General features: G+C 36.7%; 20 protein-coding genes. 1 reads left to right on the plus strand and 19 read right to left on the minus strand.

Translation table 11 applies throughout. The annotated features are described in order from the left end of the window. Nucleotides 1-210 precede the first annotated feature (210 nt). From HMPREF0631_RS02795 to HMPREF0631_RS02830, 7 genes are all read right to left on the minus strand, one after another. The gene (locus HMPREF0631_RS02795; protein ID WP_002843241.1) at nucleotides 211-1,536 is read right to left on the minus strand and encodes a cytochrome c biogenesis protein/redoxin; all 1,326 of its coding nucleotides are present in this window, start codon (nucleotides 1,534-1,536) and stop codon (nucleotides 211-213) included. After that, on the minus strand, nucleotides 1,518-2,651 hold the full coding sequence (locus tag HMPREF0631_RS02800; protein WP_002843217.1) for a tetratricopeptide repeat protein: 1,134 nt from the start codon (nucleotides 2,649-2,651) through the stop codon (nucleotides 1,518-1,520). Before HMPREF0631_RS02800 ends, HMPREF0631_RS02795 begins: the two co-directional genes overlap by 19 nt. A 1-nt stretch (nucleotide 2,652) precedes the next feature. Continuing rightward, a complete protein-coding gene (locus tag HMPREF0631_RS02805) occupies nucleotides 2,653-3,705 on the minus strand; it encodes a hypothetical protein (RefSeq protein ID WP_002843279.1) in 1,053 nt (350 codons plus the stop codon). Between the two features lie 331 nt (nucleotides 3,706-4,036). Next, nucleotides 4,037-5,491 (minus strand): carbon starvation CstA family protein, encoded by a 1,455-nt coding sequence (locus tag HMPREF0631_RS02815; RefSeq protein WP_002843233.1) that lies wholly within the window; start codon nucleotides 5,489-5,491, stop codon nucleotides 4,037-4,039. A 327-nt stretch (nucleotides 5,492-5,818) separates the two neighbouring features. Continuing rightward, on the minus strand, nucleotides 5,819-7,531 hold the full coding sequence (argS, locus tag HMPREF0631_RS02820; RefSeq protein ID WP_002843208.1) for an arginine--tRNA ligase: 1,713 nt from the start codon (nucleotides 7,529-7,531) through the stop codon (nucleotides 5,819-5,821). Between the two features lie 122 nt (nucleotides 7,532-7,653). Next, complete coding sequence (locus tag HMPREF0631_RS02825; RefSeq protein ID WP_002843175.1) at nucleotides 7,654-8,130, minus strand: DUF523 domain-containing protein; 477 nt, start codon at nucleotides 8,128-8,130, stop codon at nucleotides 7,654-7,656. A 17-nt stretch (nucleotides 8,131-8,147) separates the two neighbouring features. Beyond that, the gene (locus HMPREF0631_RS02830) at nucleotides 8,148-10,571 is read right to left on the minus strand and encodes an endonuclease MutS2 (RefSeq protein WP_002843215.1); all 2,424 of its coding nucleotides are present in this window, start codon (nucleotides 10,569-10,571) and stop codon (nucleotides 8,148-8,150) included. Between the two features lie 207 nt (nucleotides 10,572-10,778). On the opposite strand from HMPREF0631_RS02830, the gene HMPREF0631_RS02835 reads away from it, so the two are divergent. Further along, nucleotides 10,779-12,230, plus strand: a complete 1,452-nt coding sequence (locus HMPREF0631_RS02835) for an aminoacyl-histidine dipeptidase (protein WP_002843194.1) — start codon at nucleotides 10,779-10,781, stop codon at nucleotides 12,228-12,230. Nucleotides 12,231-12,642: 412 nt separating this feature from the next. Here HMPREF0631_RS02835 and HMPREF0631_RS02840 read toward each other — a convergent pair whose 3' ends face one another. From HMPREF0631_RS02840 to HMPREF0631_RS02895, 12 genes are all read right to left on the minus strand, one after another. After that, on the minus strand, nucleotides 12,643-13,491 hold the full coding sequence (locus HMPREF0631_RS02840) for a DegV family protein (RefSeq protein ID WP_002843183.1): 849 nt from the start codon (nucleotides 13,489-13,491) through the stop codon (nucleotides 12,643-12,645). 12 nt (nucleotides 13,492-13,503) lie between these two features. Further along, entirely contained in the window at nucleotides 13,504-13,974 is a 471-nt protein-coding gene (gene trmL, locus HMPREF0631_RS02845; protein ID WP_002845442.1) for a tRNA (uridine(34)/cytosine(34)/5-carboxymethylaminomethyluridine(34)-2'-O)-methyltransferase TrmL, read from the minus strand. After that, a complete protein-coding gene (nth, locus tag HMPREF0631_RS02850) occupies nucleotides 13,964-14,644 on the minus strand; it encodes an endonuclease III (protein ID WP_002843203.1) in 681 nt (226 codons plus the stop codon). The genes trmL and nth overlap by 11 nt, the downstream gene beginning before the upstream one ends. Beyond that, nucleotides 14,644-16,296, minus strand: a complete 1,653-nt coding sequence (locus HMPREF0631_RS02855; protein ID WP_002843274.1) for a nucleoside kinase — start codon at nucleotides 16,294-16,296, stop codon at nucleotides 14,644-14,646. The genes nth and HMPREF0631_RS02855 overlap by 1 nt, the downstream gene beginning before the upstream one ends. A 103-nt stretch (nucleotides 16,297-16,399) precedes the next feature. Beyond that, complete coding sequence (gene lepB / locus HMPREF0631_RS02860) at nucleotides 16,400-17,002, minus strand: signal peptidase I (RefSeq protein WP_002843246.1); 603 nt, start codon at nucleotides 17,000-17,002, stop codon at nucleotides 16,400-16,402. Between the two features lie 33 nt (nucleotides 17,003-17,035). Continuing rightward, entirely contained in the window at nucleotides 17,036-18,454 is a 1,419-nt protein-coding gene (locus HMPREF0631_RS02865) for an RsmF rRNA methyltransferase first C-terminal domain-containing protein (RefSeq protein ID WP_002843198.1), read from the minus strand. Beyond that, on the minus strand, nucleotides 18,441-19,046 hold the full coding sequence (locus tag HMPREF0631_RS02870; protein ID WP_002843216.1) for a DUF3867 family protein: 606 nt from the start codon (nucleotides 19,044-19,046) through the stop codon (nucleotides 18,441-18,443). Before HMPREF0631_RS02870 ends, HMPREF0631_RS02865 begins: the two co-directional genes overlap by 14 nt. 2 nt (nucleotides 19,047-19,048) lie before the next feature. Further along, the gene (locus HMPREF0631_RS02875; protein ID WP_002843277.1) at nucleotides 19,049-20,041 is read right to left on the minus strand and encodes a DUF975 family protein; all 993 of its coding nucleotides are present in this window, start codon (nucleotides 20,039-20,041) and stop codon (nucleotides 19,049-19,051) included. A gap of 89 nt (nucleotides 20,042-20,130) precedes the next feature. Beyond that, on the minus strand, nucleotides 20,131-20,961 hold the full coding sequence (locus HMPREF0631_RS02880) for a carbon-nitrogen hydrolase family protein (protein ID WP_002843263.1): 831 nt from the start codon (nucleotides 20,959-20,961) through the stop codon (nucleotides 20,131-20,133). A 140-nt stretch (nucleotides 20,962-21,101) separates the two neighbouring features. After that, nucleotides 21,102-22,526 (minus strand): adenylosuccinate lyase, encoded by a 1,425-nt coding sequence (gene purB, locus HMPREF0631_RS02885; protein WP_002843214.1) that lies wholly within the window; start codon nucleotides 22,524-22,526, stop codon nucleotides 21,102-21,104. A 112-nt stretch (nucleotides 22,527-22,638) separates the two neighbouring features. Continuing rightward, nucleotides 22,639-23,916, minus strand: a complete 1,278-nt coding sequence (locus HMPREF0631_RS02890) for an adenylosuccinate synthase (protein ID WP_002843211.1) — start codon at nucleotides 23,914-23,916, stop codon at nucleotides 22,639-22,641. A 331-nt stretch (nucleotides 23,917-24,247) separates the two neighbouring features. Next, nucleotides 24,248-25,699: a TrkH family potassium uptake protein gene (locus HMPREF0631_RS02895; RefSeq protein WP_002843244.1), complete on the minus strand. Its 1,452-nt coding sequence runs from the start codon at nucleotides 25,697-25,699 to the stop codon at nucleotides 24,248-24,250. Between the last annotated feature and the right edge of the window lie 10 nt (nucleotides 25,700-25,709).

The raw sequence follows: 25,709 nt of genomic DNA on the forward strand, positions 1-25,709 counted from the left end.
GATATAATCAATCATCAAATATCTATTATCATTATAGCAACCGATTGTCTCCTTGTCAAGTTATTTGATATTTATTTTCATATATTTTATTTTATCACTAAAGATTACTTGCATAAAAATAACGCTGGTGGCAATTCCACTCTATATTCCTAGAATTAGAGTTTGAAATTACCACCAACGCAGTATTTAAATAATTTATTTTTATGGCTATTAATTGTATACCTTACCAGACTTTGTATCATCTATTGCCTGGTCCATAGTTTCCCTATTGATACCACCTTCAATATAGGCGTAAATATTTAGGTCCTTGTCTATAAAGAAACTTGTAGGTAGTGAATATACTTGATATTGTCTAAATATCTCACCTCTTTTATCCATTAGTACTGGATAACTTATCTTATGGTCTTTTATAAACTTTTTGACACCCTCAAGGTCTTGCTCTCTCTGTTGACCAGGAGACGCTACACCCACTACAACCACATCTTTCTTGTTGTAGCCATTAGCCTTGTATACAGCTTCTATATCCGGTATTTCTGCCCTACAAGGCGGACACCATGTAGCAAAGAAATTGATAAATATAACCTTGCCCTTAAACTGGGAAACATCTACCATATTTCCATCTTGGTCCTCTAGCTTGATTGGCATCATAGGTATTTTCTTTGTATCTTCCTTATCGCTATTTTCTGATGACTGGTCTGAACTATCTTCATTCTTAGGACCATTCTCCTTAGAATCGTCCTTACTAGGTCCTGAACCTGAGTCCTTATTGGCCTCTATGCTAGTACCTAGAGAATTAAACATAGCCTCAAACCTACCAAATGTTCCAAGAGCCAGCATTAGGCCCATGATGATTAGAATTACACCGCCTATTTTGACTATATATTTCATAAGATTGGCATTTTTCTTTATAAAGTTTAGTACCTCACTTGTAAATAAGCCCAAGCCTATAAATGGTATTACAAATCCTACCGCATATACTAGTACCAATAGGTTGCCTTCAAATACGCTACTCGCATTTGAAGCTAGTATCAAAACAGATGCCAATGCTGGACCTACACAAGGAGTCCATGCAAATGAAAATACAAATCCCATTACAAAAGCACTTATAGGGTTTACCTTCTTCTTTGAATGTGACTTTGAAAGCCTAAATTCCTTGTTTAAAAAACCTAGCCTTAGTACTCCAAGCTGGCTAAGACCTAGCAAGATTATTATTATACCACCTATTCTGGCTATCATATCCCTGTTTTCTTTTATGAGACTACCCAAGGCTGAAAAACCAAGCCCTAGTATAAAGAATGATACTGATACTCCTGCAACAAAGCATATAGTGTGAAAAAGTACAGTAGATCTTTTATATGTTGTATTTCCTGCTTCATCTACATTTCTAGCATTGCCAGCCAGATATGCCATATAAAGCGGAATCATAGGTATCACGCAAGGTGAGAAGAATGATGTTATCCCCTCTAAAAACACTAGTAATAAATTAACGTTTGATCCTACTATAGGACCACCTCCTCTTATAATTGTTTCATGCAAGCTATTGTGACTTCATCCATAGGGTCAATTTGATATGCCATTTCTATGAAATATTTTGCATCATCATAATTGCCATTGTGTAGATAAGCCATACCTAGATTGCAGAGAATCTCTGGATTGTCTCTTTTTATCTTGGCTGCTTTTGAAAGGTAGTCTATAGCCATTTCAAGGTTGCCCTCTCCTGCATAACAAAGGGCTAGCTCTACCAAGCTATCAACTTGAGTTGGCTTCATTATAAGGATTTTTTCCAGATATGTCTTGGCCTGACCTATATCATCCATGCTCTTGTAGGCCAAGGCTATCATAAATAGTAGGTTCCACCAGTCTGGATGTCCATCTTCAAGTGGAAGTAGATAGTCTAGCCCTTCCTGAGCCTTGCCCTGTAGAACTAGGTTATAGCCCTGCTCATACCTCACCTTAAAGTCCATACTGTCGATATTTTCCTGTAACTCTGCAACCAAGTCATCTTCAAGACCTAGTTGGATAGCTCTCTCCCAAGTCAATTTAGCCTTTAAAAATTGGCTCTGGTTTGAATAATGGAAACCAAGCTGGTAGTGTGCAAGAGCAAATGAATCATCTATATCTATAATATCCTCTAAGGCGTCCAACGCCTCTAACAAAAAGTCATTCATAGCCTTTAAATTCTCGTCCTTCTGGTACCTTAGGCTCAATTCCTGACATATGATAGCATACTGATAAAGCGCCATTATATCAGTTGAGTCCTGTCTTAGGAAAGACCTTATATATATCAAGGCTTCTGTAGGTTCGCCCCTCTTATAAGCCTCAGTTGACATATAGCCCATATACTGCATCTTGTCGAAATTCACCTTCTTTGAAAATGCCTCTATAAACTTGTCATACTCCTGATTATAGGCAAAACCGCTGTCTATGCCCTGTATATATATCATGGCATCAACCATTGATACCATATTGAGTTCTTCCTGAGCCTTATTGTCCTTTATAGACTTTACCAAGACTTCACTTTTCATTGGAACCTTCAAACCATCTAAAGGCACCTCATAGCCATCCAAATTCAATTCTCCAGATTCTTCTATGGTTATAAATACCAGGTCTTCTGATCTTTCAATCAAATATTTTTCTATCCTATTCTTCATACTAGTCTCCTTTTCCCCTAAAAACAAACCCATAAATACCTGTCTTGGTCTTTATCTTCATTTCACATAATTGATTTTTGTATTCCTTGGTTAACACCTGACTTCTATTGAGCACAGGGTCCATAAACACATCTCCAACACCGTATTCTAATAGCTTTTTAGGACTTGATTTTTGCTTATATATATCCCTATACTTTATACTATTTATCTCATTATTTCTCAGTCTAATGCAGTAGTCTGCCATAGACTGGATAAATCTCAAGTCTAAGCCGGAAATATCTTCCCTTACATTATATCTATCTTTTGTAAACTCTTTCATATTTAAAACGTCTTTATATTTTATGTTTTCTTCCATTTTATAATTTTTATCTTCTATATATAGGAGGTTTGTGATTACATTTTTAACACTCTCTAATCCCATGTCTACTATAATACCATCCCCATCATAAGCCTCTCTTAACAAAGTCAAGAAAGATGAGTTCAGCTTTATCTCTTTTTGGTATCTTTCTTCTCCGATCTCAAAATATGAAATCAAAGAATGAAGGTCGTCTATATACTTTATCTTCCTTACCTGCAAGCCTATATTTTCCTTCTTATTCTCCTTATAAGGATTGAATATCAGTAGTTTTTCCTTTATTACATAGAGAAATTCTAGGATGTCAAACTTGCTGTTCATCAATGTATACCTATATAGACTGTCATAGATATATTGGTCAAGTATATAGTCATATTTCCTATATTCTTGCTTGTAGAACTTGGTCACCTTGCCTAACAAGTCTATGACCTGGTCTTGGTATAAGCCATATGCCCTACTTGTAAGAATCAGAGGCAGGGTAAAGTTCAGTAAATAAATATCAGTCATAGAGCTATAATATTTATAATATACCAGCTCATCATAAAGCCTATCTATATCAACAGAGTTAGCATCATTTGACTTATTTCCAGAAATAATCTTAGTTCCTATCAGTATAAGATAAGATATTTCTCTAGTACCACCATCAAATGCTGACAAATAACTGCTTCTAATTATATTTTTCACTCTATCATTTAGCATTTTACCACCTCTCATAATAAATACACTATTATATATTTTATCTTTTATGGCAAAAACTAGCAAGTTATTTTTCGTTCTTAGCAATTACACAAGAAAATCTTAAAAATTTTTAAACTAATTATCAACTAATTTTCTAACTTAAATAAAACAGATTAGATGAGGATGTATCAGTTTGGATCACTAAGTAAAGGTGATTGGGATAAGATGGCAAACATAGCTAATAATAAAGATAAAAATAGTGTAGCCAATGGAAATCCTCCATCAGCTACACTGATTAATCTTAAGTCTGATCCTCTATCAAATAAATTGATAAAGACCAATAAATTATATACTATGCGCTTAATTTATCCTGGTTCTTAAGAGCTTTCTTACCAGTACTTACAACTAGGTAAGCATATACAATAGCAAATACCACACCTACTATATTAGCAATATTCTGAGGAAGTCTAAATCCTATCTTAGCTCCAAATAGGTATGCTGTTATTATGAATGTATAGAACATACCTGGAAGAAGAGATATTATGTACTGCTTCTTCTGCTTGTAAAGGTAAAGTGATATCATAGCAAATGCGAACACTGCTATAGTCTGGTTAGCCCAAGCGAAGTACTGCCATAGGATATTGAATCCCTGTGCATCTATCTTTGCAAATATTAATATAGCAAGAACTGGTATAAATATTATAGTTGTAAGTATAACCCTGTTCTTAGCCTTAGACTGGTCAAATTTAATTGCATCTGCAATCATTAGTCTAGCCGCTCTTAGTGATGTATCTCCTGAAGTTATAGGAAGAACTATAACACCTAAAACTGCTATAAGACCACCTATTGAACCAAGCATGTCATTAGCAACCATACCTATTATAGCTGGTTTACCAATTAATTCTGCTGGAACACCCTTTGCATAGATACCCATAGCTGCTGCTGCCCATATCATAGCTATAAATCCTTCAAGTATCATCATGTCATAGAAAGTATATATACCTTCCCTTTCACTCACAACAGATCTACCTATTAGTGTAGCCTGAGTTGAGTGGAAACCTGATACTATACCACAGGCAACTGTAACAAAGAATATAGGAAGTATAGGAACTCCTGCCGGATGAATACCCTTCCAGTTTGCTGCAGTTACATTCTGTAACTGATATCCCTTAACGAATAGACCTATAAATATACCTACAGCTGATAATAATAGTATTGCACCAAATATTGGATATACCTTACCTATTATCTTGTCTATTGGGAATAGAGTTGCACATAGGTAGTAAACAAATATACATCCGTATACTATCCATACTACTGGATTGTTTACTAGAGCCTCCTGCTTTAATAAGTTTACAACGATAAGGTCACCAGGAGTGTAGATAAATACCGCACCTACTAGTATCATAAGGAATATGACGAATACACTATATACCTTGTATACCTTACCACCTAAGTGTTCACTTATTAGGGCTGGCATCTGCTTACCTTCACTTCTGATAGAAATCATACCAGAGAAGTAGTCATGCATTGCTCCACCTAGAACACAACCTATTGGAATTAATAAGAATGCTATAGGTCCAAATAATATACCCTGGATAGGTCCAAGAATTGGTCCAGTACCAGCAATATTCAGTAATTCTATCAAAGCATTTTTATTTTTCTTCATTGGGACATAGTCCACACCATCATTGATTTTAGTAGCAGGAGTTGGTCTATCATCTGGACCAAATACGCTTTCCACGTATCTACCATATAGGACTCCACCTACCACTAGGATAACTAAACCTATTAGAAAAGTTATCATAATAATACCTCCATATATAAAATTATTTAAACCATAATATGATTTACAAACCAATAGCGTTAGGTATATACTAAAACTTAAATACATACATAACAAATGAGTATAATTTTCAACTATACTCCATTATGTATCCAAGATACATCTTTCACATATCAACTATTATACTCTCTATGTGTTGTTTTTTCAATTAAAAAGTTACTTTTTTTCTTATATAATTTTATTTTCTAGGATAAAATCTATGTTAAATAAGCCTAACAAGATACATCAAAAAAAATTCCCAGACTTAAATTATTATAGTATAGGAATTTTTATTATATTAAATTATAACTACATCTTCTCAGGTGCTTTCATACCTAAAAGATCAAGTGCGTTTTCTATTGTCTGCCTTGTTGACTCAACTAAGGCTAGTCTTGCTATCATAAGTTCCTTATCTTCTACAATAATAGGATTGTTGTGATAGAACTTGTTGAAGGCCTGGGCAAGATCAAGTACAAATCTTGTAACTATATGAGGCTCGTTCTTTCTCATAGATGTTTGTATTGACTTATTAAATGTTTCTATTACCTTAAGTACATCTGATGAATCTTCATCTGAAAGTAAATCAAAATTAATATTAGCTACTAAGTCAGCACTGATTTCAAGATTTGCCTTTCTCTTTAGGGCACAACATCTAGCATGAGTATACTGAACATATGGTCCAGTCTCCCCTTCAAAGCTAAGTGTTCTACTCCATGAGAATGTGTAGTCCTTGATTCTTGAATTTGATAGTTCCTGGAATACTACAGCTCCAACACCAACCTCTTTAGCTATCTTGTCTATATCCCCAGCTCCAGGGTTCTTTTCCATTATTATTTCCCTTGTCTTGTCTATTGCCTGTCTAAGAACATCTTCTAGGAAGACTACTCTACCCTTTCTAGTTGACATAGTTCCTTCTTCTAGGGCAACCATACCAAACTGTACATGGTTCATATCCTTGTACCAATCGTAGCCCATCTTTCTTATAACATTGAACAACTGCTTGAAGTGAAGTTCCTGCTGTGAACCAACTACATATATAGCCTTGTCAAAGTCATAAGTATTCTTCCTGTAGAAGGCTGCTGCTAGGTCTCTAGTTATGTATAGAGTTGACCCGTCATTTTTCTGGATTAGGGCTGGTGGTAGGTTGACATCTTCTAGGTCAACTATCATAGTCCCCTGTGACTCAACCAATAAGTTTTTTTGTCTCAATTCTTCAAGCACTGCTGGCATCTTATCTGAATAGAAAGACTCTCCTGCATATGAATCAAAATCTATCTCTAGTAGGTCGTATACTCTCTGGAATTCCTTAAGTGACTCATCTCTAAACCACTGCCATAATTCCTTAGCTTCTGGATCATTGTTTTCAAGTCTTGTAAACCAAGCCCTAGCTTCATCTTCCATTTCTGGCTTAGATTCAGCCTCATCATGGAATCTTACATACAATTTAAGTAGTTCCTTTATAGGCTCCGCTTCAACGGCACTCTTGTCACCCCATAGCTTGTAGGCTACTATTAGCTTACCAAACTGTGTTCCATAATCACCTAGGTGGTTTATTCTCTCTACCTTGTAACCCTGTGATGAGTATATCTTGTATAGGGCATTACCTATTACTGTCGTTCTTATATGACCTATATGGAATGGCTTTGCTATATTAGGGGATGAATAGTCTATTACAACTGTTTTTCCACCACCTAGATCACTCTTGCCGTAGTTTTCTCTCTCATCAAACACCTGAGTTATGACCTTTTTTGCTAGGGCATCTTTTGCCACAAAAAAGTTGACATATCCACCAAGGTTTATGCACTTAGTCACACCTTCACCTAGTTCTATTGAAGTAGATAGGTCTTCTGCTATCATATTTGGTGCCTTTCTAAATATCTTTGCCAATTTAAAACATGGAAATGCATAATCACCCATTTCCTTGTTTGGCGGTACTTCTAATAGTCCTTTTATTTCTTCAACTGTCAAGTCTTCTACTTTTGTCTTTATAGATTCAGCTATCACTTGCTTGAAATCTGCCATGCTCTTCCTCCTACATTATTATCTATTTTATAAATCAACAATTTTTTCTAATAATTCTAACCCAAATGTCTAATCCATCCAATATACTATCATATAACAAGTACATAGAAATTGCAATACTTCTAGCCTATATTCTCAAGATTATCAAGGTCTTTTTCGCTAATGGTTTTTATGCCGTGTTTTTTTAATAGGGCTACCGTAACACCTTGACCTGGTTTTTTATTTCCTACAAAATTGCCATCGTGTATAAGACTAGACCCACATGATGGGCTAGATTCTTTGAGTATTGCTAGACCAACCTCGTTTTCAAGGGCTATATCAAGACTCATCTTGGCTCCCTTTAGATATTCAGCAGTTACGTCCTTGCCATCTTTTGAATATACCTTAGCACCCTGGTCAATGACATCACTTCCATCCATGCCCTTTTCTATCTCTGATGGTAACCTTGGTATAGCAAGTCCGCCAATACTTTCAGGGCAAACTAAGACATACTCCTTGTCCTTTAAATAGTCAAGCAATTTTTGGTTCTTGTTATTTCCACCGTTGTATTTGCAATTTTCTCCTATCAAGCAGGCTGAAACCAATATTTTATTCATCATACTATCAACTCTCTTTACTACTTTACTTCTACTATTGTAACTCCTATACCACCTTCTCCGTACTGACCCTTTCTCTGGCTCTTAACGTGTGGGTGTCTCTTTAAATGCTCTCCTATACCTGACTTTAGGACTCCTGTACCTATACCGTGAATTACTGTGACCTCATCATGACCTGCCATACAAGCATCATCTAGGTACTTGTCTACTGCAACTATAGCCTCTTCAAGATTCATGCCCCTTAGGTCTACTTCACGCTTTACGTTTCCTGATTTCGACCTTATGACCTTCCTAGTAGTCCTTGTAACAGTATTCTTCTCTTTCTTTTCTATTATCTTTAGGGACTTGTATGGTAGGGTCATCTTCATTATTCCTACCTGAACTACAGCCTCTTTTTTGTTGTCATCAGCAGATATGACGGTACCTTCCTGTCTCAGGCTGACTATATTTACCTCTGCACCCGCCTTTAGACTCTTGATTTCCTTTGAAGCAAACTTTGGTACGACCATACTTTCAAGACTAGGCTGTAGACCACCCATAGTCTGACCGATTTCCCGTCTTATTTCTTCTATTCTTCTGTCCTTGTCCTTGGATGCAGATTCCTGCTCTAACTTTCTAAGCTTCTTTATTAGGACTTCTGTCTCTTCCTTGGCCTGTCTCACTATAGAAAAAGCCTCGCTTCTAGCATTTTCCATAACCTTGGACTTAGATTCTTCTAGTTTTTTAATCTTGTCTTCGTACTCGTTTTTACGGGCCTCAATTTCAGACCTCATAGCCTCTGCTCTAGACAACTCTTCTTCTGTTTTTAGCCTGTTCTTTTCTACAGATTGAAGTACATCTTCAAGCTCTATATCATCGTTATCCATATAGAACTTGGCATTTAGGATTACCGATTCATTTAGGCCTAGCTTTCTAGATATCTCAAAGGCATTTGACTTACCAGGCACACCTATCAATAGCCTATAGGTTGGAGATAGGGTCTCCATGTCGAATTCAACCGCAGCATTTTCCACACCTTTTTTAGCTAGGGCGTATTTTTTAAGTTCAGAGTAGTGGGTAGTCGCTATACAAAGAGCGCCAACTGTCCTGATATCCTCAAGAATAGCTATTGCAAGTGCTGCCCCTTCTTCTGGATCAGTACCTGCCCCCAATTCGTCAAATATAACCAGAGAATCCTCAGTCACCCTATCCACTATGTCCACAATAGATGTCATATGGGACGAGAATGTAGACAAGTTCTGCTCTATAGACTGGTTGTCACCTATGTCAGCAAATACTTGATCAAACACACACATACTAGTTCCAAAGTCGGCCGGTATATGAAGACCACATTGGGTCATCAGTGAAAACAAACCAACCATCTTGATAGTAACTGTCTTACCACCGGTATTTGGTCCTGTTATAAGTAGGCTGCTAAAATCTTTACCAAGATATACTGTATTGGCTACGACTGTTTTTTTGTCTATAAGAGGGTGTCTCCCCTTTACTATCCTAAATGACTTGTCCCTATTTAAAATAGGATCCACTGCCTTCATTGCTATAGACAGCTTACCCTTGGCAAAGGCAAAATCTAGTCTGGCTAGAATCTCTTGGTTGGATATCAGCTCTCTTGCGACTTCTCCTACCATGCCTGATAGTTCAGCTAGTATCCTCTCTATCTCCTCTGTTTCTTGGAGCTTCAACTGCCTTAGGTCATTGTTCATCTCTACAATAGACATAGGCTCTATGAACAGGGTTGCCCCAGACTGGGACTGGTCATGTATTATACCAGATATTACGGACCTATACTCAGCCTTTACAGGTATAACAAACCTATCCCCTCTCATGGATATAATCGCATCCTGTAGGTATTTTTGGTAGCTAGTAGATGATATAATTGAATTTAACTTGGACCTTATATTTTGGTTCTTCTGAAGAATCCTCCTTCTTATCATCCTAAGTTCACTTGAAGCATTGTCAGATACCTCTATATCGCTCACTATTGCATTATATATTGCGTCCTCTACATCCCTGTGGACATATAGGGACTGGGCCATAGTCTGTATTATGGGATACCTTGTCACCTCTTCCTTGTCCTTGTTTGAGTTTTCAGCATTTCCGAAAGTTTCAACTTTTATGTCTCCACTCAACAAGTTTGAAAGTATCCTAGTAGCCCTCATAGTATCTGCTACCTTTATAAGACTTGCATTATCTAGGACACCACCTATATCAGCTCTCTTGGCCATGTCTTCTATATTGTGTATTCCCTGCATAGAAACATGCCCCCTCTTTATTAGTATTGACTGGGCCTCAGTAGTCTCTTCAAGAGCTTCCTTGACCTGGTCATATTTTGAGAAGGGGTTTAGTTTTTTTATTATATTACGTCCAAGCTCAGACGATGCCTTGTCCATTAGTAGGTCAAGTATCTTGTCTAATTCAAGGAGTTTAAAATACTTATTATCCATATTCACCATCCATTCAAAAATTCAAAATCAATAGTATTATTATACCATATATTTAATAAACTTGTTTATTGGGTCCTCTCAATTTATTAAGACTAAGCAAAATTTTTCCTCATATATACATAAATCATACTATACATGGTATAATGTAAATATGTATTTTTTATTGCAATTATATTAATATACAAACCCCTTAAGGAGGTGCATACTATGAACTATGTAACAAAGGGTTTATATCCAGAAAAAGTATTCAGAAACTTCGAAAACATCTCTCAGATTCCAAGGTCATCTGGGAAAGAAAAGCAAGTGAGCGACTATATCGTTAACTTTGCTAAAGACCTTGGACTTGATACATATCAAGATGAATATAATAATATAGTTATAAGAAAACCAGCAACCAATGGCAATCCTGATGGACCAACTGTAATGCTACAGTCACATATAGACATGGTCACAGAATCTGGGGATTTCTCAAACCACGATTTTGACAAAGACCCTATTGAATTGATTATAGACGGTAACCATTTACACGCCAATGACACTACATTGGGTGCAGACAATGGTATAGGTGTTGCCTATATGATGGCTATCCTTGAGAGTCAAGATATCAAGCATCCTAACCTTGAGTGCGTGTTTACATCAGATGAAGAGGTTGGTCTGATAGGTGTAAACAGACTAGACTTTTCAAACCTAAAGTCATCTCTTGTAATCAACCTTGATTCAGAAGAAGACTACAATATACTTGTAGGTTGCGCCGGTGCAGTTGACTCTATACTTTCAATTAGAAAAGAGTATAAACCAGCAATCCCTACAAATGTAGCCCTTGAAATAACAATTAGGGGACTATTTGGCGGACATTCAGGCATGGACATAGATAAAAATAGGGGTAATGCCAACCAAATTATGGGAAGGCTCCTTAACTCTATAAGCGTTGATTTTGATATGTTCAATATAGATGGTGGTTCAAAAAGAAATGCTATACCAAGAACTTCTGAGACAGTTATATCTGTAAGTGACAAGGACATTGAACAGGCAGCAAAAGATATACAGAAAATGTCTGCAAAGATCCAAAAGGAGCTATATGCTACAGAGCCAAATCTTAAGATAAGCCTTAGAAGAAGTGCTTCGATGGACTTTAAGGTATTTACTGATGCTTGTAAAGACAAAATCATAAAAACACTTATGTTGATGCCAGCAGGTGTAATTGCTATGGAGGCAGAACTTGATGAGCAGGTTGAGACATCTACAAACTTTGCTCTTGTAAAAGAGACTGACACACATATAGAATTTAAGAACCTTACAAGGTCATCAAGCCAGTCTAAAAAAGAATATGTCAAGAGTAAAATAGAGGCCTTGGCAGACCTACTAGGAGCTGAGATTGAATTTTCTGCAGGCTATCCTGCTTGGGAATACAACTCAAACTCTCAATTAGAGAGCAAGGCTGTTGATATATACAAGGATGTATTCAAAAAAGCCCCTAATGTACTAGTAATGCACTGTGGTCTTGAGTGCGGAATCCTACTTAGCAAGCTACCACAAAAGGCTGAAGCAATTTCAATAGGACCTACTATGTATGATGTACATACACCAAAAGAGCACGTAGAGATAGACTCTGTTGGGAAAATCTGGGACTACTTGCTAACATTACTTGAAAGAATATAGTTTTTAGATAATAGAAGAGACCGCATATAGTCTAGTAAGCTGTACGTAGTATTTGTTATATCATATGCTTAACTCACTAATTCTTCAAGGCCTGCCTAGCCGCAGGCTCACTCGAATTAGACGTTCGTTTTCGCATTGATATAACAAAAATACTACTCTATGCTTACTTTGACAACATACGGTCTCTTTTTCTATTATCTATATCTCTCTATTCTCAATCTACTCTCAGCTACGTGAAATGATGTAAAATCATATACATATCACTTGTCAAATATCATCCATATATTGCCTCTTTTTACAAACTCTTGTTTCTATTTAACAATTTCATGCTGCGTGATTGAGCAATAAAATCGTATTTAAACTTATAATAACTATGTCAAAATGACTTTTTTAAAATAATTCCTATGTTTTATTATCCTTTTAAACAGATAAATCCTGTTGTTCCTGGGCCTCCATGTGTTCCTATACCGCAGCCTATCCTAAAGTACTCGATATGTTGTGCTCCAAAGTCCTTTGTAAGGACTTCTACCAACCTATCTCTTTCTTTAATGTCATCGGAGTAACCTATAAATATCCTCTGTTGCTTAAAGTCAGTCACTCCATTTTCTTTGGCTGTCTCTATCAGCTTGTGGGCTATGTTCTTTTTGCCTCTTGCCACTGCTACATTTTCTACTAGGCCATCCTTGACTACACATATAGGCTTTATGCCTAGAACTGAACCGATCATCGCCTTTGTTCCGCTTATTCTTCCACCCTTTGAAAGGTATTCTAGGTCATCACAGAAGAATGTTGCATATACCCTGTTCTTGATGCTTTCTATATAGTCTACAATTTCATCCAGGCTCTTACCATCCTCTCTTAGTTCACATGCCATCAATACCTGATATCCTATACCATAACAAAGGCTGTTAGAGTCTATAATCTTTATGTTGTGACCTTCAAATTCTTGACTTGCAAGAACTGCACTCTGGTATGTTCCAGTAGCATTTGGAGACACTGATATATACAAAATATCGTATCCTTCTTGTGTATATTTTTCAAATACCCTATAAAAATCTGCGTACGTAGCCTGTGAAGTCTTTGGTATGACCTTATCATTTCTGATTATACTATAAAAATTATCAATACTTATATCTTGTCTATCCTTGTACTCATTATCCCCTATAATTATGTTTAGAGGTATAAACTCAATATCATATTTTTCTATCTGTTGGTCTGTGACATCACTTAAACTATCACAAACTATCTTTATTTTATTCATTTTAACCTCCGCTTATTTTAAATCAGGAAATCCTAGCTGTCTCAATGCTTCATAGACAACTATTGCTACCGAATTAGATAGGTTGAGGCACCTTGCTCCTTCTATACCCCTCATTGGTATCCTTATACAATGACCCTCATTTTTCTCTATTAGATCTTTAGGTAGCCCCTTTGTTTCTTTACCAAAAACTAAAAAACAACCCTCATTATACTCGACATCTGCATATGATTTTTGGGTCTTTGTTGTAGCATAAAAGTAATTAGCCTCTGGATATTTTTCTTGTAGCTCCTCAAATGAATCATAATACTTTATATCTGCTATATCCCAATAATCAAGTCCACATCTCTTCAGATGCTTGTCATCAAGTGAAAAACCTAATGGTTTAATCAAGTGGAGTTGAGCTCCCGTATTGGCACACGTTCTAATTATATTACCTGTATTGTGAGGTATCTCTGGTTCCACTAAAACTATATTAATCGGCATTTTTATTTCCTTTCTTTTCTTTCTTCTTCTCTTCAACTGCATAGTAATTACAGTAATCTCTTATATTGCATAAATGACACTCAGGCTTTCTGGCTTTACATATTCGTCTTCCCTGAAATATCAATAAATGATGCGAATGTGTCCACCTATCTTTTGGTATGGCCTTCATCAAGGCAAACTCAGTAGCTTCAACATTGTTTTCTTTTACTAGTCCTATCCTATTGCTCACCCTAAAAACGTGTGTATCCACTGCAATAGCCGGCACTCCAAAAGCATTGCTCAGGACGACTCCCGCTGTCTTTCTTCCCACACCCGGTAACTTTACTAGGTCTTCAAGTGTATCTGGAACTTGACCACCAAACTGGTCGACTATTATTGTAGATGTATCCTTAATTTTCTGGGCTTTAGACTTGTATAGACCACAAGTCTTTATCATCGCCTCTATATCTTTTATACTCAGGTCCTTAAAGTCTTCAGGTTTATTGTACTTTTTGAACATTTCTTCTGTAACTATGTTGACTCTTACATCAGTACACTGGGCCGATAGTATCGTCGCAACTAGCAACTCAAAGGCACTGGTGTGTACCAACTCACAGTGTGCATCTGGATGCATCTGTGTCAACATATCTAGTATCTCTACTACTTCTTTTTTTGTTTTCTTTCTCGGCATTACACAATCCTACTTCCACCAATAAATTCTCTAATAATCGCAGTCGGTCCTATATCTTCTGTATCATCTAAGTTGACAAAATACTGAAGTAGACTCTTTAACCTCTGAGCCTCCATATAGTAGTCACTGTCCTCGCTGACTTGTTTTAACAGGTCCATAGCCTGAGTCTTAAGGACTGCTAACTCGTATACACTAGCTGAGTTGAACATTATATCCGCCTCTTCAGCATAAGGGAATATATATTTTTCCTCGCCCCTTCTGACTGACGACCATTTTTCCATAGTCTCAACTGCAGATATACCCCTGAACATACTGTCTCTCACCATTCTCCTCAAGAGCCTAAGATCTGTTGTAGGTATTCTATTGTGGTCATCAAGGTTGAGCTGTGTTATTACACTCAAATATATCTTGAATATAGATGAATTATCTATAGACTCTGTTAGAACCGGATTAAGTCCGTGTATCCCCTCTATGATTATAGGCTGATTAGGTTCAAGCCTTATCTTTTTACCTGTATAAATCCTCTTGCCATCTATAAAGTCAAATTTAATCTCGTCTATCTCATGGCCTGCCAACAAATGACTAATATCAGCTTCAAATTTTGAAATATCAATAGCATCTATAGATTCATAGTCATAGTTTCCATCTTGGTCGAGAGGCGTATTGACCCTATCTACAAAATAATCATCCATTGATATTGGGAGTGGGTTCTGTCCTATTACCCTCAACTGAATTGATAGCCTATGGGCAAAACTCGTCTTTCCCGAAGAAGATGGTGCAGCTATTAGTATTAACTTGGCCTTCTTTTCGTGTATTATATCAGCTATCTCTGCTATCTTTTTTTCATGTAGGGCTTCGACAGTTCTTACCATATCACCATATGCATTGGACTCTATAATCCTATTTAGGTCTACAACATTGTCAATTCCTAATGTTCTAGACCACTCTTCGCTCTCCCTATATACTTCAGATAGCTTGTCCATATTCCTAAGCTTGCTGATTTTTCCCTTAACTCCATTTTCTGGCCCTAGTATTACAAGGCCATCAGCCATCTTAGCAAGGTCCAAGTCCTTTATATGGCCTGTAGATGGAAACATTAGACCATAAAAATAATCAATGTATCCATTGCACTCATATACTTTTATAATGTCATCTTTTCTATACTTTAGTAACTCAGCTTTTTCATCCCAGTTGATCGAACAGAATTTTTCTATCGCCTCGTCGCTCGGTAGGTAGTTACACTTGATTGTAAGGTCTTTTTCTACATATTCAAGCATCTTGGCCTTGATAGATTCTATATCCTTATCGCTTAAAGAGTCTTTTTTCTTGACTACACAATAAAGACCACCACTCATGGAATGGTTGATATATACCTTAGCTTCCTCGAAAAGGTCCTTGCAGGCCATCACCAACAAAAGTGACAAGCCTCTAAAATATAGCCTCTTTCCGTCTTCTTTTAAGGTATCTATAAACTCTACTTCTGAATCCTTGTATAGTATGTGGTTTAGATTGTAGAGCTTGTTGTTGATTTTGGCCATACATATATGTCCTTCATAATAATCTTCAACCAAGCTTGCAAGGTCATTTAGTCTAATCCTATCTGAATTGACCTCGATAGCCCTGCCATCGACTAGTAAATTTATCTTTTCCACAAGCTCACCTCCAAAACACTAATTTATTGTTTCCTACTTATATGCTACTTATAACTTTTCTAATTGAATACTGGTTTTAACTTTCCCAATTAGATACTAGTTATTATTTCACTACTCCCATACTTGATATTGGTAGCAGTCTCACTAAAACAGTACCTATTATCTTGTTTTCAGGTACGTTACCTACTTCAGAATACCTACTGTCCAAACTTCTCATCCTGTTGTCACCCATACAAAATACATGCCCCTTAGGAATTACAGTATCTATATTGCCTTCAGTCCTGTTCCCCTGAGAAACATAGTCTTCTGTCAAAAGCTTCCCATTTACCCTGACTTCGTTGTTTGACACCTGAAGATGGTCCCCTCCAACTGCAATTACTCTTTTAACTAGGTCCTTGGTATTACTGTCGTCCTGTAGGGCAAAATCAACTATCTTCTTAAATATTGACTTTTCCTTGTTGAGGCTATTTATCTCCATAGAACTGTCAAATACTACTATGTCTCCTCTTTCGACCCCCGTATACCTAGTCACCCTATTGATTATTAAATAGTCGTTGTTATCAAGAGTAGGATACATAGACAAACCATCAACTCTAGTTGGTCTAATAAACTGCACTATAACGAGTGCAAGTACTATCGCCATAACAAAAATATTTATAATTTCCATTAATTCTCCGACAAGGCCTTTTTTCTTTTCCCTGCTCAAAACATTCTCCTTTCTCAGCCAAAGCTGCACATATTATCTCTTTATTACTCTTCTCAGCCCCTTTGGATACTTATTTTTAAGAACACCGGATGACTCTTTACCCCAACCAATAGAACACCCTTCTACACAAACTAATACCCATCCTCTTGACTGGCCAGTCTCTATGGGCTGCCCTTCAAGATACTTATATATTTCTTCACTATCATGGTCTAGGTCTAGACAGTACTTTACATCTGACTTTTTAAGGGCCATAGCTAGTGAATGTGCTGGTTCAAACCTGTTCTTTTTTAATTGTCCAAGCAGTATACCATTCCTAAGTACCTTTAGTCCTTTGAGCTTATCTTGGTCAATTGATGCAAGATAAATCATATCCTTATTTTCCACCAATCGATCTTTAAAATTCTGCAAGTCCTCAAACTGGTTCTCACTTAGGTAGTCCAAGAAAAACTTTTTTAAATCATCTGGTATTTTACTGCCGGAAGATGTTCTTTTAGATTTTGATGCTTTTTTATTTTTAGACTTAGAATTTTTGTTATTAGCTATTTCAAAATCCACATCGCCTAGTCCAAAATCTTCATCATTGTTTGAATCTGGTTTGGATATCCTAGCACAAAAATGACCTTCTCCCCTATCTATATGGGGCCAGATCCTCTCCATAGAATCTAAACTTGCCATCTTGTATTCACCTAAGAAGTCATTTATTATGTCTTCATTCTCTATCTTAGTGAAAGTACAAGTAGAATAGATAAGGCTTCCACCTGGTCTTAGCATTGCGTAGGCGTCTCTAATCAGGTCTTTTTGTATATTAGAACACTCTTTAACCTTGGCTATAGACCAATCTTCAATAGCATAGGCATCCTTCCTAAACATCCCCTGTCCAGAACATGGAGCATCGATGTATATTTTATCAAAGAAACCTTTAAAAAACGTTAATAGTCGCTTTGAATCCTCGTTGGTTATTATGGCATTCCTAGCACCAAATCTCTCAAGATTGTCACCTAGGCTAGTCACCCTCTGCTTGTTGATTTCATTTGAAACAAGAAGGCCTCTACCACCTAGTTTAGATAGGATATAGGTAGACTTGCCACCAGGGGCTGCACACATATCCAGAATCCTTTCCCCAGGTACTATATTACTTTTGCCAACTACAGATATTGCAGAGGGCTCTTGTAGGTAATAGGCTCCAGCATCGTGGAGTGGATTTTTACCAGGATTGGTTTCTTCGTCTATATAGTAAGATTCATCAGACCATTCAATTCTATCCCTGTCAATATCTATTGAAAACATCGCCAAGTCTTCAAACCTTTCCTTGGTCATCTTGAGTGTGTTTATCCTTATTGCACTGGTCTTTTTTTCGTCGAATGATTTTATAAAATCATTATAAGAAGGACCTAAAAGGTCCTCCATTTCTTTTAAAAATTCAATTGGTAACTTGTTTTTACTTATAGTCATACGAATTTGTTGCCTCACATATCTGTACTCTTATGCTATCCCCAACTATTACCCTATAATTGGCTATAGCCTTGTTGATATCTTCATCACTAAAGTCTATCTTATTCTCACTTATAACTGTTACATTCTCTCCATTAAATATAATCTTAAGGTCATTCTTGTCGTTTTTAAGATCAAGCTGGATAATATTCTTTTCGTAGGCCTTATCCTCAAAGTCCGCCCTCAAGCTTAGGAGCGCCGAAGTACGGATCATAGACACTGGATTATTCATGTCAAGACTTTTAAGTTTATCAATATTAGCCTTACTGTTAAGAGATTTTTTTATTTTTTCAAGTTCTTCAGGAGATGGATTTACTAATTCAAAACCATACCTCTCCATAAATTGCTTTTGCATATCTAGAAATTTCTTGTTCGGTATATTATTTTCCTCTTGGTAATCAGAAACCTTCTTGATAAAATCTAATAGGTTTAAATCTCCTTCGTAATCCAAATCCATTATTTCTTCACCAATAAATTCTTCAAATAGGTCAATATCAGATTCCTTAACCCTATTTCTAATATCTTCAAAACTTATTATCTTTTCGTCAGACATACCTATACCTCACCTTTCTCTTCTTGATTTACCTTGTGTTCTGAGACATTGTCCTGATCATCACTGCTCTTTTCAGTCTCCTGATTCTCTTCATTCTTCTGACCCCCTTCTGAGCCTTCCTCAACATCTTTATCAATTTCTTTATGTTCCTGATTGTTTTCATTATCCTCATCTTTTATCACCTCTAAACTTTCAGTATCGACTACTCTATACTCATTCATCTCAACAAAATCATTATGAGATACTAGACCCACTTCATCGGCCAACTCAGCCTTGTCTTTTAGTAGTTCTACATAGAATATACCCATACTTGTCATAATATAAGAATTTAAAAACAATATTCCTATACCTAAAGTCAATATTGATAGCAATGACCAACCTATAAACGATAGATAAAGACCAAACAACTTAGCCTTACGCTTTTTCATAAGCTTTCTCGAGTACTTCATAGATTTTATAATTCCTATGTCAGGATTTTTTTCTAGTATTATATATATAGCCATTGAATACATAAGGTCTATCAAGATCAATATAAATACCATCACTAATAAAAATCCAACCGCAAGACCAATATTTTCAGGGTGCATATGTTTTATTGATTGAGCCAAATCGAGATTACTAGGCTTTCCAATAAGGGCCGCAACAGAATTTGAAACGATTAAAAATACAAAAACGATCTCTATTGCTACAACCATCAGTCCTATTAGGATATTATATCCAAATGACCTTAAGTATTCTTTAATACCAACAAAAAAGTTACCGGCACGCCACTCTTTTCCCTTGGCTATATTAAAAGTTAGGTTTGTCTGCCCTGTAACTAGTATTACAGATATAATAGACATACCTAGTGTAATGTAGATAGCCTCCTTTACTGTTGAGAAATAAGAACCAGCACCTATTATAGCGCACACAATTATATTCACAAGTAACATTTTTAACCAGTTACCCGACAGTCTTTCTCTAGCAACTGCCCTAATTTCTTTATTAGTCATCATTTTTGTAACCTCCATTTTATATATTTTATTAAATAAGTTTATAAGTGTTTTTAGACAAGCCCTTGATTTAGGTTGTCTGACCACACAAGTTACCTAACCTCACAAGCTAGATTGTACCTATCTTTTCTCAGGTGCTTTATAAGGGGTAGTTGGTTTCTTACGGATTCTATCTTTGAACCATCTATATCCGCATATATTATTGACTCTTTTTCATCTGTCCTAGCGATTATACTGCCCCATGGATCTATTATCCTTGAGTTTGCATAGGATACATATGAAGAGTTGACATCCCTTGCTGAAGATGCCCCTACCATAAAGATTTGATTATCCAAGGCCCTCACCCTCAATGATATCTCCCAGTGAAGGGGACCTGTAGTCATATTAAAGGCAGCCGGCAAAAGCACCATCTCTGCCCCCCTTGTAGAAAGTATCCTAAAATACTCTGGGAACCTAACATCATAGCAAATGCCTATGCCTATACACCCTAAATCCGTATTGACAAGAGTAAAATCATCTCCTGGTGTAAGCACGTCAGATTCTTTAAAATACTGGCCACCATCTATATCTATATCAAAAAGATGCATCTTCCTATGTCTAGCTATCATATGTCCATTTCTATCATAGAAATAGGCTGTATTATAAATTTTTGAACCATCAATTTCTGGTATAGACCCTGCCAGTAAGTATATGCCCAGATCTTTGGCTATGCCCATCATAGCATTTGATGTAAGTCCTGGATAAGATTCAGCATAGCTCGAAAAACACTTGGTGTCATAAGGACAATTAAAAATCTCTGGTAGCACAACTAATTCTGCCCCATTTGCTGCAGCTTCTCTAATCATACATACAGATTTTTCTATATTCTTTTGTTTATCATCAGTCACAGCCATCTGACATACTGCCAACTTAAAATCCTTCATAATAAGCCCCCTTGTCCATCCCATTTTGTTACCAATAATTAATAAAAGTTAATTTATATGCTTATATTATACTTTATTTTGGCAAAAAAAGACAGGACCTTGATTAGTCCTGCCTCAAATTAATTTACAATCCACTATGACTATACAGTTATTTCTGCAGTCTCTACAGTATCTTCCTCACTAAGGATTGGGTTTACAACATTTTCCAAGAAATCTGTAACCTGTAGTGTGGCACATCCAACATATAAGTTTGGCTTAAGAACCTCTAGGATTTCTTCCTTTGTAACACCAAAGACTGGGTCGTTGGCAATTCTATCAACTAGGTCATTTTCCTTACCTTCAACCTTTACCATTCTAGCTGCTTCTAGTGAATGAACTCTTATCTTCTCATGTAGTTCCTGTCTGTTTCCACCCTTCTTTACAGCATCCATCATTATGTTTTCAGTAGCCATAAATGGTAGTTCCTTCATAAGTCTCTGTTCTATAACCTTTGGATATACAACTAGTCCATCACTTACATTGGCACAAAGGTTTAGGACTGCATCTATAGCTAGGAAACCTTCTGGTACAGATAGTCTCTTGTTGGCTGAGTCATCAAGTGTTCTCTCAAACCACTGACCTGCAACTGTCATGGCTGGGTTTAGCATATCAGCTATAACATATCTTGATAGTGATGCTATTCTCTCACTTCTCATTGGGTTTCTCTTATAAGCCATGGCTGATGAACCTATCTGGTTCTTTTCAAATGGCTCTTCAACTTCCTTTAGGTTCTGAAGTAGTCTGATGTCGTTTGAGAACTTTGTAGCTGACTGGGCAATACCTGCTAGGATGTTTACAACCTGACTGTCTATCTTTCTTGAATATGTCTGTCCAGTAACAGGGAATACATCATCATAACCCATCTTGTGGGCAACAGTCTTATCCAATAATTTCACCTTTTCAAAGTCTCCATCAAATAACTCTAGGAATGATGCCTGAGTACCAGTTGTACCCTTGGCTCCTCTTAATCTTCTTCTCTGTAAGAAGTCTTCTAGAGCTTCAAGGTCTAGTAAAAAGTCCTGGATCCATAGTGTTGCCCTCTTACCTACAGTTGTTGGCTGGGCAGGCTGGAAATGAGTAAATCCTAGTGTTGGTAGATCCTTGTACTCATCAGCAAACTTGGCAAGTATAGCTATAACATTTACTAGTCTCTTCTTGATTAGGTCTAGTGCTTCATACATAATAATCAGGTCAGTATTGTCTCCAACAAAACAAGAAGTTGCTCCAAGGTGGATTATACCTGCTGCGCTCGGACACTGAACACCATAAGCATATACATGGCTCATTACGTCATGTCTTACTTCTTTTTCTCTAGCCTTGGCTACATCATAGTTGATATCATCCTGAAACTTCTTTAGTTCATCTATCTGGTCCTGAGTGATATCTAGGCCAAGCTCTTTTTCAGTCTCAGCTAGGGCTATCCAAAGTCTTCTCCATGTTCTAAACTTCTTGTCAGGTGAAAATAAGGCCTGCATTTCCTTACTAGCATATCTTGATGTTAGCGGTGATTCATATGTATTGTTCATCTAATACCTCCATTTAATAATCTACATACAACAATATAACTTTTAAATTACTTACTTATTATAAACATGGACATACCCTAAGGCATGCCCATAAATTTTTGTTTTGTGCCTACTATGGCATTACAATATACTGTTCTCTTTGTGCACCTACAGAAACATACTTGATCTTGCAATCAACTGCTTCTTCTATATACTTGATATAGTCTATAGCTTCCTGAGGTAGGTCTTCTAACTTCTTACAGTCGGATATATCCTTGTTCCATCCCTTTTTGTATTCATATACAGGAGTAGCCTTGAATAACTTTTCTCCTATTGGGAAGTGGTCTAGTCTCTCACCTTCAAATTCATAACCAACACATACTGGTATCTGGTCTAGGTAAGACAATACGTCAAGCTTAGTTAGGGCTATTTCATCAGCTCCCTGACACATAACACCATATCTAGATGCTAGTACATCAAATCCACCAACTCTTCTTGGTCTACCTGTTGCAGCACCGTATTCGTTACCAGACTTTCTTAATTCTTCTGCTTCATCACCAAACATCTCTGCTGTGAATGGTCCTTCACCTACACAAGTAGAGTAAGCCTTCATTATACCGATTGATAAGTCTAGCTTTAAGTTTGGTACACCTGATCCAATTGGCGCATAGGCTGCTATTGAAGATGATGAAGATGTATATGGATATATACCAAAGTCAATATCCCTAAGAGCTCCTAACTGGGCTTCGAACATTATGTTCTTACCTTCCTTTGCAGCCTTGTTTAAGAATAGACCTGTATCACATACAAATTCCTTGGCTATTGTTCCATATTCTTCAAGATATGCCCACATTTCATCAAATGAAATCTTGTCCTGACCATATCCTTTTTCTATCATTAAGTTCTTGTAATCTATTATACCCTCTAGTCTCTTCTTTAGGTCTTCCTTGCTATCAAGAAGTTCACCCATTCTAAGACCCTTCTTCATATACTTGTCACCATATACAGGTGCTATCCCCCTCCTAGTTGAACCATACTTGGCATCTAGTAGTCTTTCTTCTTCTAGACAGTCCATCTGTACATGGTATGGCATTACTATTATTGCCCTATCACTTATCTTTAGGTTGGCTGGAGTTATTTCTATTCCGGCTGCCTTTAACTTATTCATCTCTTCACTAAGGTGCTTGATATCAACTACTACACCATTACCAATTACATTTACTACATCTGAGCGTAGTATACCTGATGGTAATAAGTTAAGTATAAACTTACCTCTTTCATTAACTACAGTATGACCTGCATTGTTGCCACCCTGGTACCTAACAACTACATCGTAGTCACTAGATAGTAAATCTACCATTCTTCCCTTACCTTCGTCGCCCCAGTTAATTCCTGTTATTGCTGTTAACATCTACTAATCCCTTCTTTCAAACATTCCTTTAATATATATTTTCCTTTAATTGACATCCTATACTAGGCTTTTTGTAAAAAACAAAAAAGTGCCCATGCAGATATGCCGTTTGTAACAAACTCATCCCACAAGAACACCGCCTATTACTAATAGATTATAGCATATGTTATATACAAAGTCCATAAAAACGTAACTGTAAATACATATTTTTTTTAATTTTTATCAATAAATATTCGTTTTTTATATCTTTTTTTCTAGTGTCATACTTGAAATAATCGTTTTTCATATCCACCTTATTTTTTCCACTACTCTATATTTGGGAAAAAATTTTTTAGAACCTTCTCTTAAACATCCTAGGACTAAATATGAATAGTATTGGATATATCTCGAGCCTACCTATCAGCATATCTAGGGTCAAGACAAGCTTGGAAAAATCAGACAAGGTCGAGAAATTCTGAGTAGGCCCTATTATCTCTCCAAAACCAGGTCCCACATTGTTGATACAAGTGATCACTGAAGTTAGAGTTGTTTCTAAGTCTAATTCATTTAGGGATATCATCAGGTATGACACAACTAAAATAGACATGTATATCATAATATAGGCTGTAACACTTCTAATCACTGTATCATCCATGACCTTTCCATCAACCTTAACAGATACAATACTTCTAGGATGAACTATTTTTCTTATCTCACTCTTGATATATTTACCTAGAAGCAAGACCCTGGATACCTTGAGTCCACCACCAGTAGACCCTGCACAGGCACCTACAAACATCAACATCAAGAGTATTCCCTTTGAAAAACTAGGCCAAAGATTAAAGTCAGTAGTCATCATACCAGTTGTCGTGATTATAGTAGTAACCTGAAAAGACGAGTACCTAAATGAGGTTAAAAATGACCCGTACATAGGATATATATTTATAGTTATTAGAAGGGTCGCCACTGCTATAATACCTATATAGGTCCTCAGCTCCTCACTCTTGAATACCCTAGCAAATTTACCTAGTAACAAGAGATAAAATAAGTTGAAGTTGACCCCAAAAAGAGCCATAAATACCGTAATCACCCCGTCTATATAGGCACTGTCATAAAAGGATACGGAATCTGCCTTGTTTGAAAATCCACCTGTTCCCGCTGTAGAAAATGTATGTATTAATGCATCAAATAAGGGCATACCACCTAGGACCAAGAGCACGACCTCAGCAACTGTCAGCGCTACATATATAAGGTATAATATCTTAGCAGTCTGCCTAGTCTTTGGTACTATCTTGTCCATTGTAGGACCTGGAACCTCAGCCTTCATAATATTAAGAGACTTACTACCTGCAAGGGGTATAACAGCCATTACAAATACAAGTACACCCATACCACCTACCCAGTGGGTAAAGGCCCTCCAAAAGTGTATACCATAAGGAAGGGATTCAATATCTGTAAGTATAGTAGAACCCGTAGTAGTAAAGCCCGATACGGTCTCAAAAAATGCATCTACAAATCTCGGTATAGCACCAGTAAAGTAAAAGGGAAGAGCTCCTAGCAAGGAGAACATAACCCATGCTAGACCAACTATCATCAATCCATCTTTGACAAATATATCCGATCTTTTAGGTCTTTTCCTAGAAAAAACACTTCCCAAGCAAATACATAAAACTGCGATTATTAATATTTTTCCAGCTACTGTATTCTCACCATAAATAAGGGCCACAAGGGCAGGTAGCAACATCAAGGCCCCCTCTACCCTAGCTATATTCATAATGACAAACAGCATCATCTCATAATTCATAATTTAACTC

It is taken from the genome of Peptostreptococcus anaerobius 653-L (genome assembly GCF_000178095.1).
In the GTDB taxonomy this organism is placed as follows: Bacteria; Bacillota; Clostridia; order Peptostreptococcales; family Peptostreptococcaceae; genus Peptostreptococcus; species Peptostreptococcus anaerobius.

Bases quoted from the DNA above. Each gene is read 5' to 3' on its own strand.
- HMPREF0631_RS02800 (WP_002843217.1), bottom strand. From the start codon at position 2,651: ATGAAGAATAGGATAGAAAAATATTTGATTGAAAGATCAGAAGACCTG.
- HMPREF0631_RS02805 (WP_002843279.1), bottom strand. From the start codon at position 3,705: ATGCTAAATGATAGAGTGAAAAATATAATTAGAAGCAGTTATTTGTCA.
- HMPREF0631_RS02815 (WP_002843233.1), bottom strand. From the start codon at position 5,491: ATGATAACTTTTCTAATAGGTTTAGTTATCCTAGTGGTAGGTGGAGTC.
- argS (WP_002843208.1), bottom strand. From the start codon at position 7,531: ATGGCAGATTTCAAGCAAGTGATAGCTGAATCTATAAAGACAAAAGTA.
- HMPREF0631_RS02825 (WP_002843175.1), bottom strand. From the start codon at position 8,130: ATGATGAATAAAATATTGGTTTCAGCCTGCTTGATAGGAGAAAATTGC.
- HMPREF0631_RS02830 (WP_002843215.1), bottom strand. From the start codon at position 10,571: ATGGATAATAAGTATTTTAAACTCCTTGAATTAGACAAGATACTTGAC.
- HMPREF0631_RS02835 (WP_002843194.1), top strand. From the start codon at position 10,779: ATGAACTATGTAACAAAGGGTTTATATCCAGAAAAAGTATTCAGAAAC.
- HMPREF0631_RS02840 (WP_002843183.1), bottom strand. From the start codon at position 13,491: ATGAATAAAATAAAGATAGTTTGTGATAGTTTAAGTGATGTCACAGAC.
- trmL (WP_002845442.1), bottom strand. From the start codon at position 13,974: ATGCCGATTAATATAGTTTTAGTGGAACCAGAGATACCTCACAATACA.
- nth (WP_002843203.1), bottom strand. From the start codon at position 14,644: ATGCCGAGAAAGAAAACAAAAAAAGAAGTAGTAGAGATACTAGATATG.
- HMPREF0631_RS02865 (WP_002843198.1), bottom strand. From the start codon at position 18,454: ATGACTATAAGTAAAAACAAGTTACCAATTGAATTTTTAAAAGAAATG.
- HMPREF0631_RS02870 (WP_002843216.1), bottom strand. From the start codon at position 19,046: ATGTCTGACGAAAAGATAATAAGTTTTGAAGATATTAGAAATAGGGTT.
- HMPREF0631_RS02875 (WP_002843277.1), bottom strand. From the start codon at position 20,041: ATGATGACTAATAAAGAAATTAGGGCAGTTGCTAGAGAAAGACTGTCG.
- HMPREF0631_RS02880 (WP_002843263.1), bottom strand. From the start codon at position 20,961: ATGAAGGATTTTAAGTTGGCAGTATGTCAGATGGCTGTGACTGATGAT.
- purB (WP_002843214.1), bottom strand. From the start codon at position 22,526: ATGAACAATACATATGAATCACCGCTAACATCAAGATATGCTAGTAAG.
- HMPREF0631_RS02890 (WP_002843211.1), bottom strand. From the start codon at position 23,916: ATGTTAACAGCAATAACAGGAATTAACTGGGGCGACGAAGGTAAGGGA.
- HMPREF0631_RS02895 (WP_002843244.1), bottom strand. From the start codon at position 25,699: ATGAATTATGAGATGATGCTGTTTGTCATTATGAATATAGCTAGGGTA.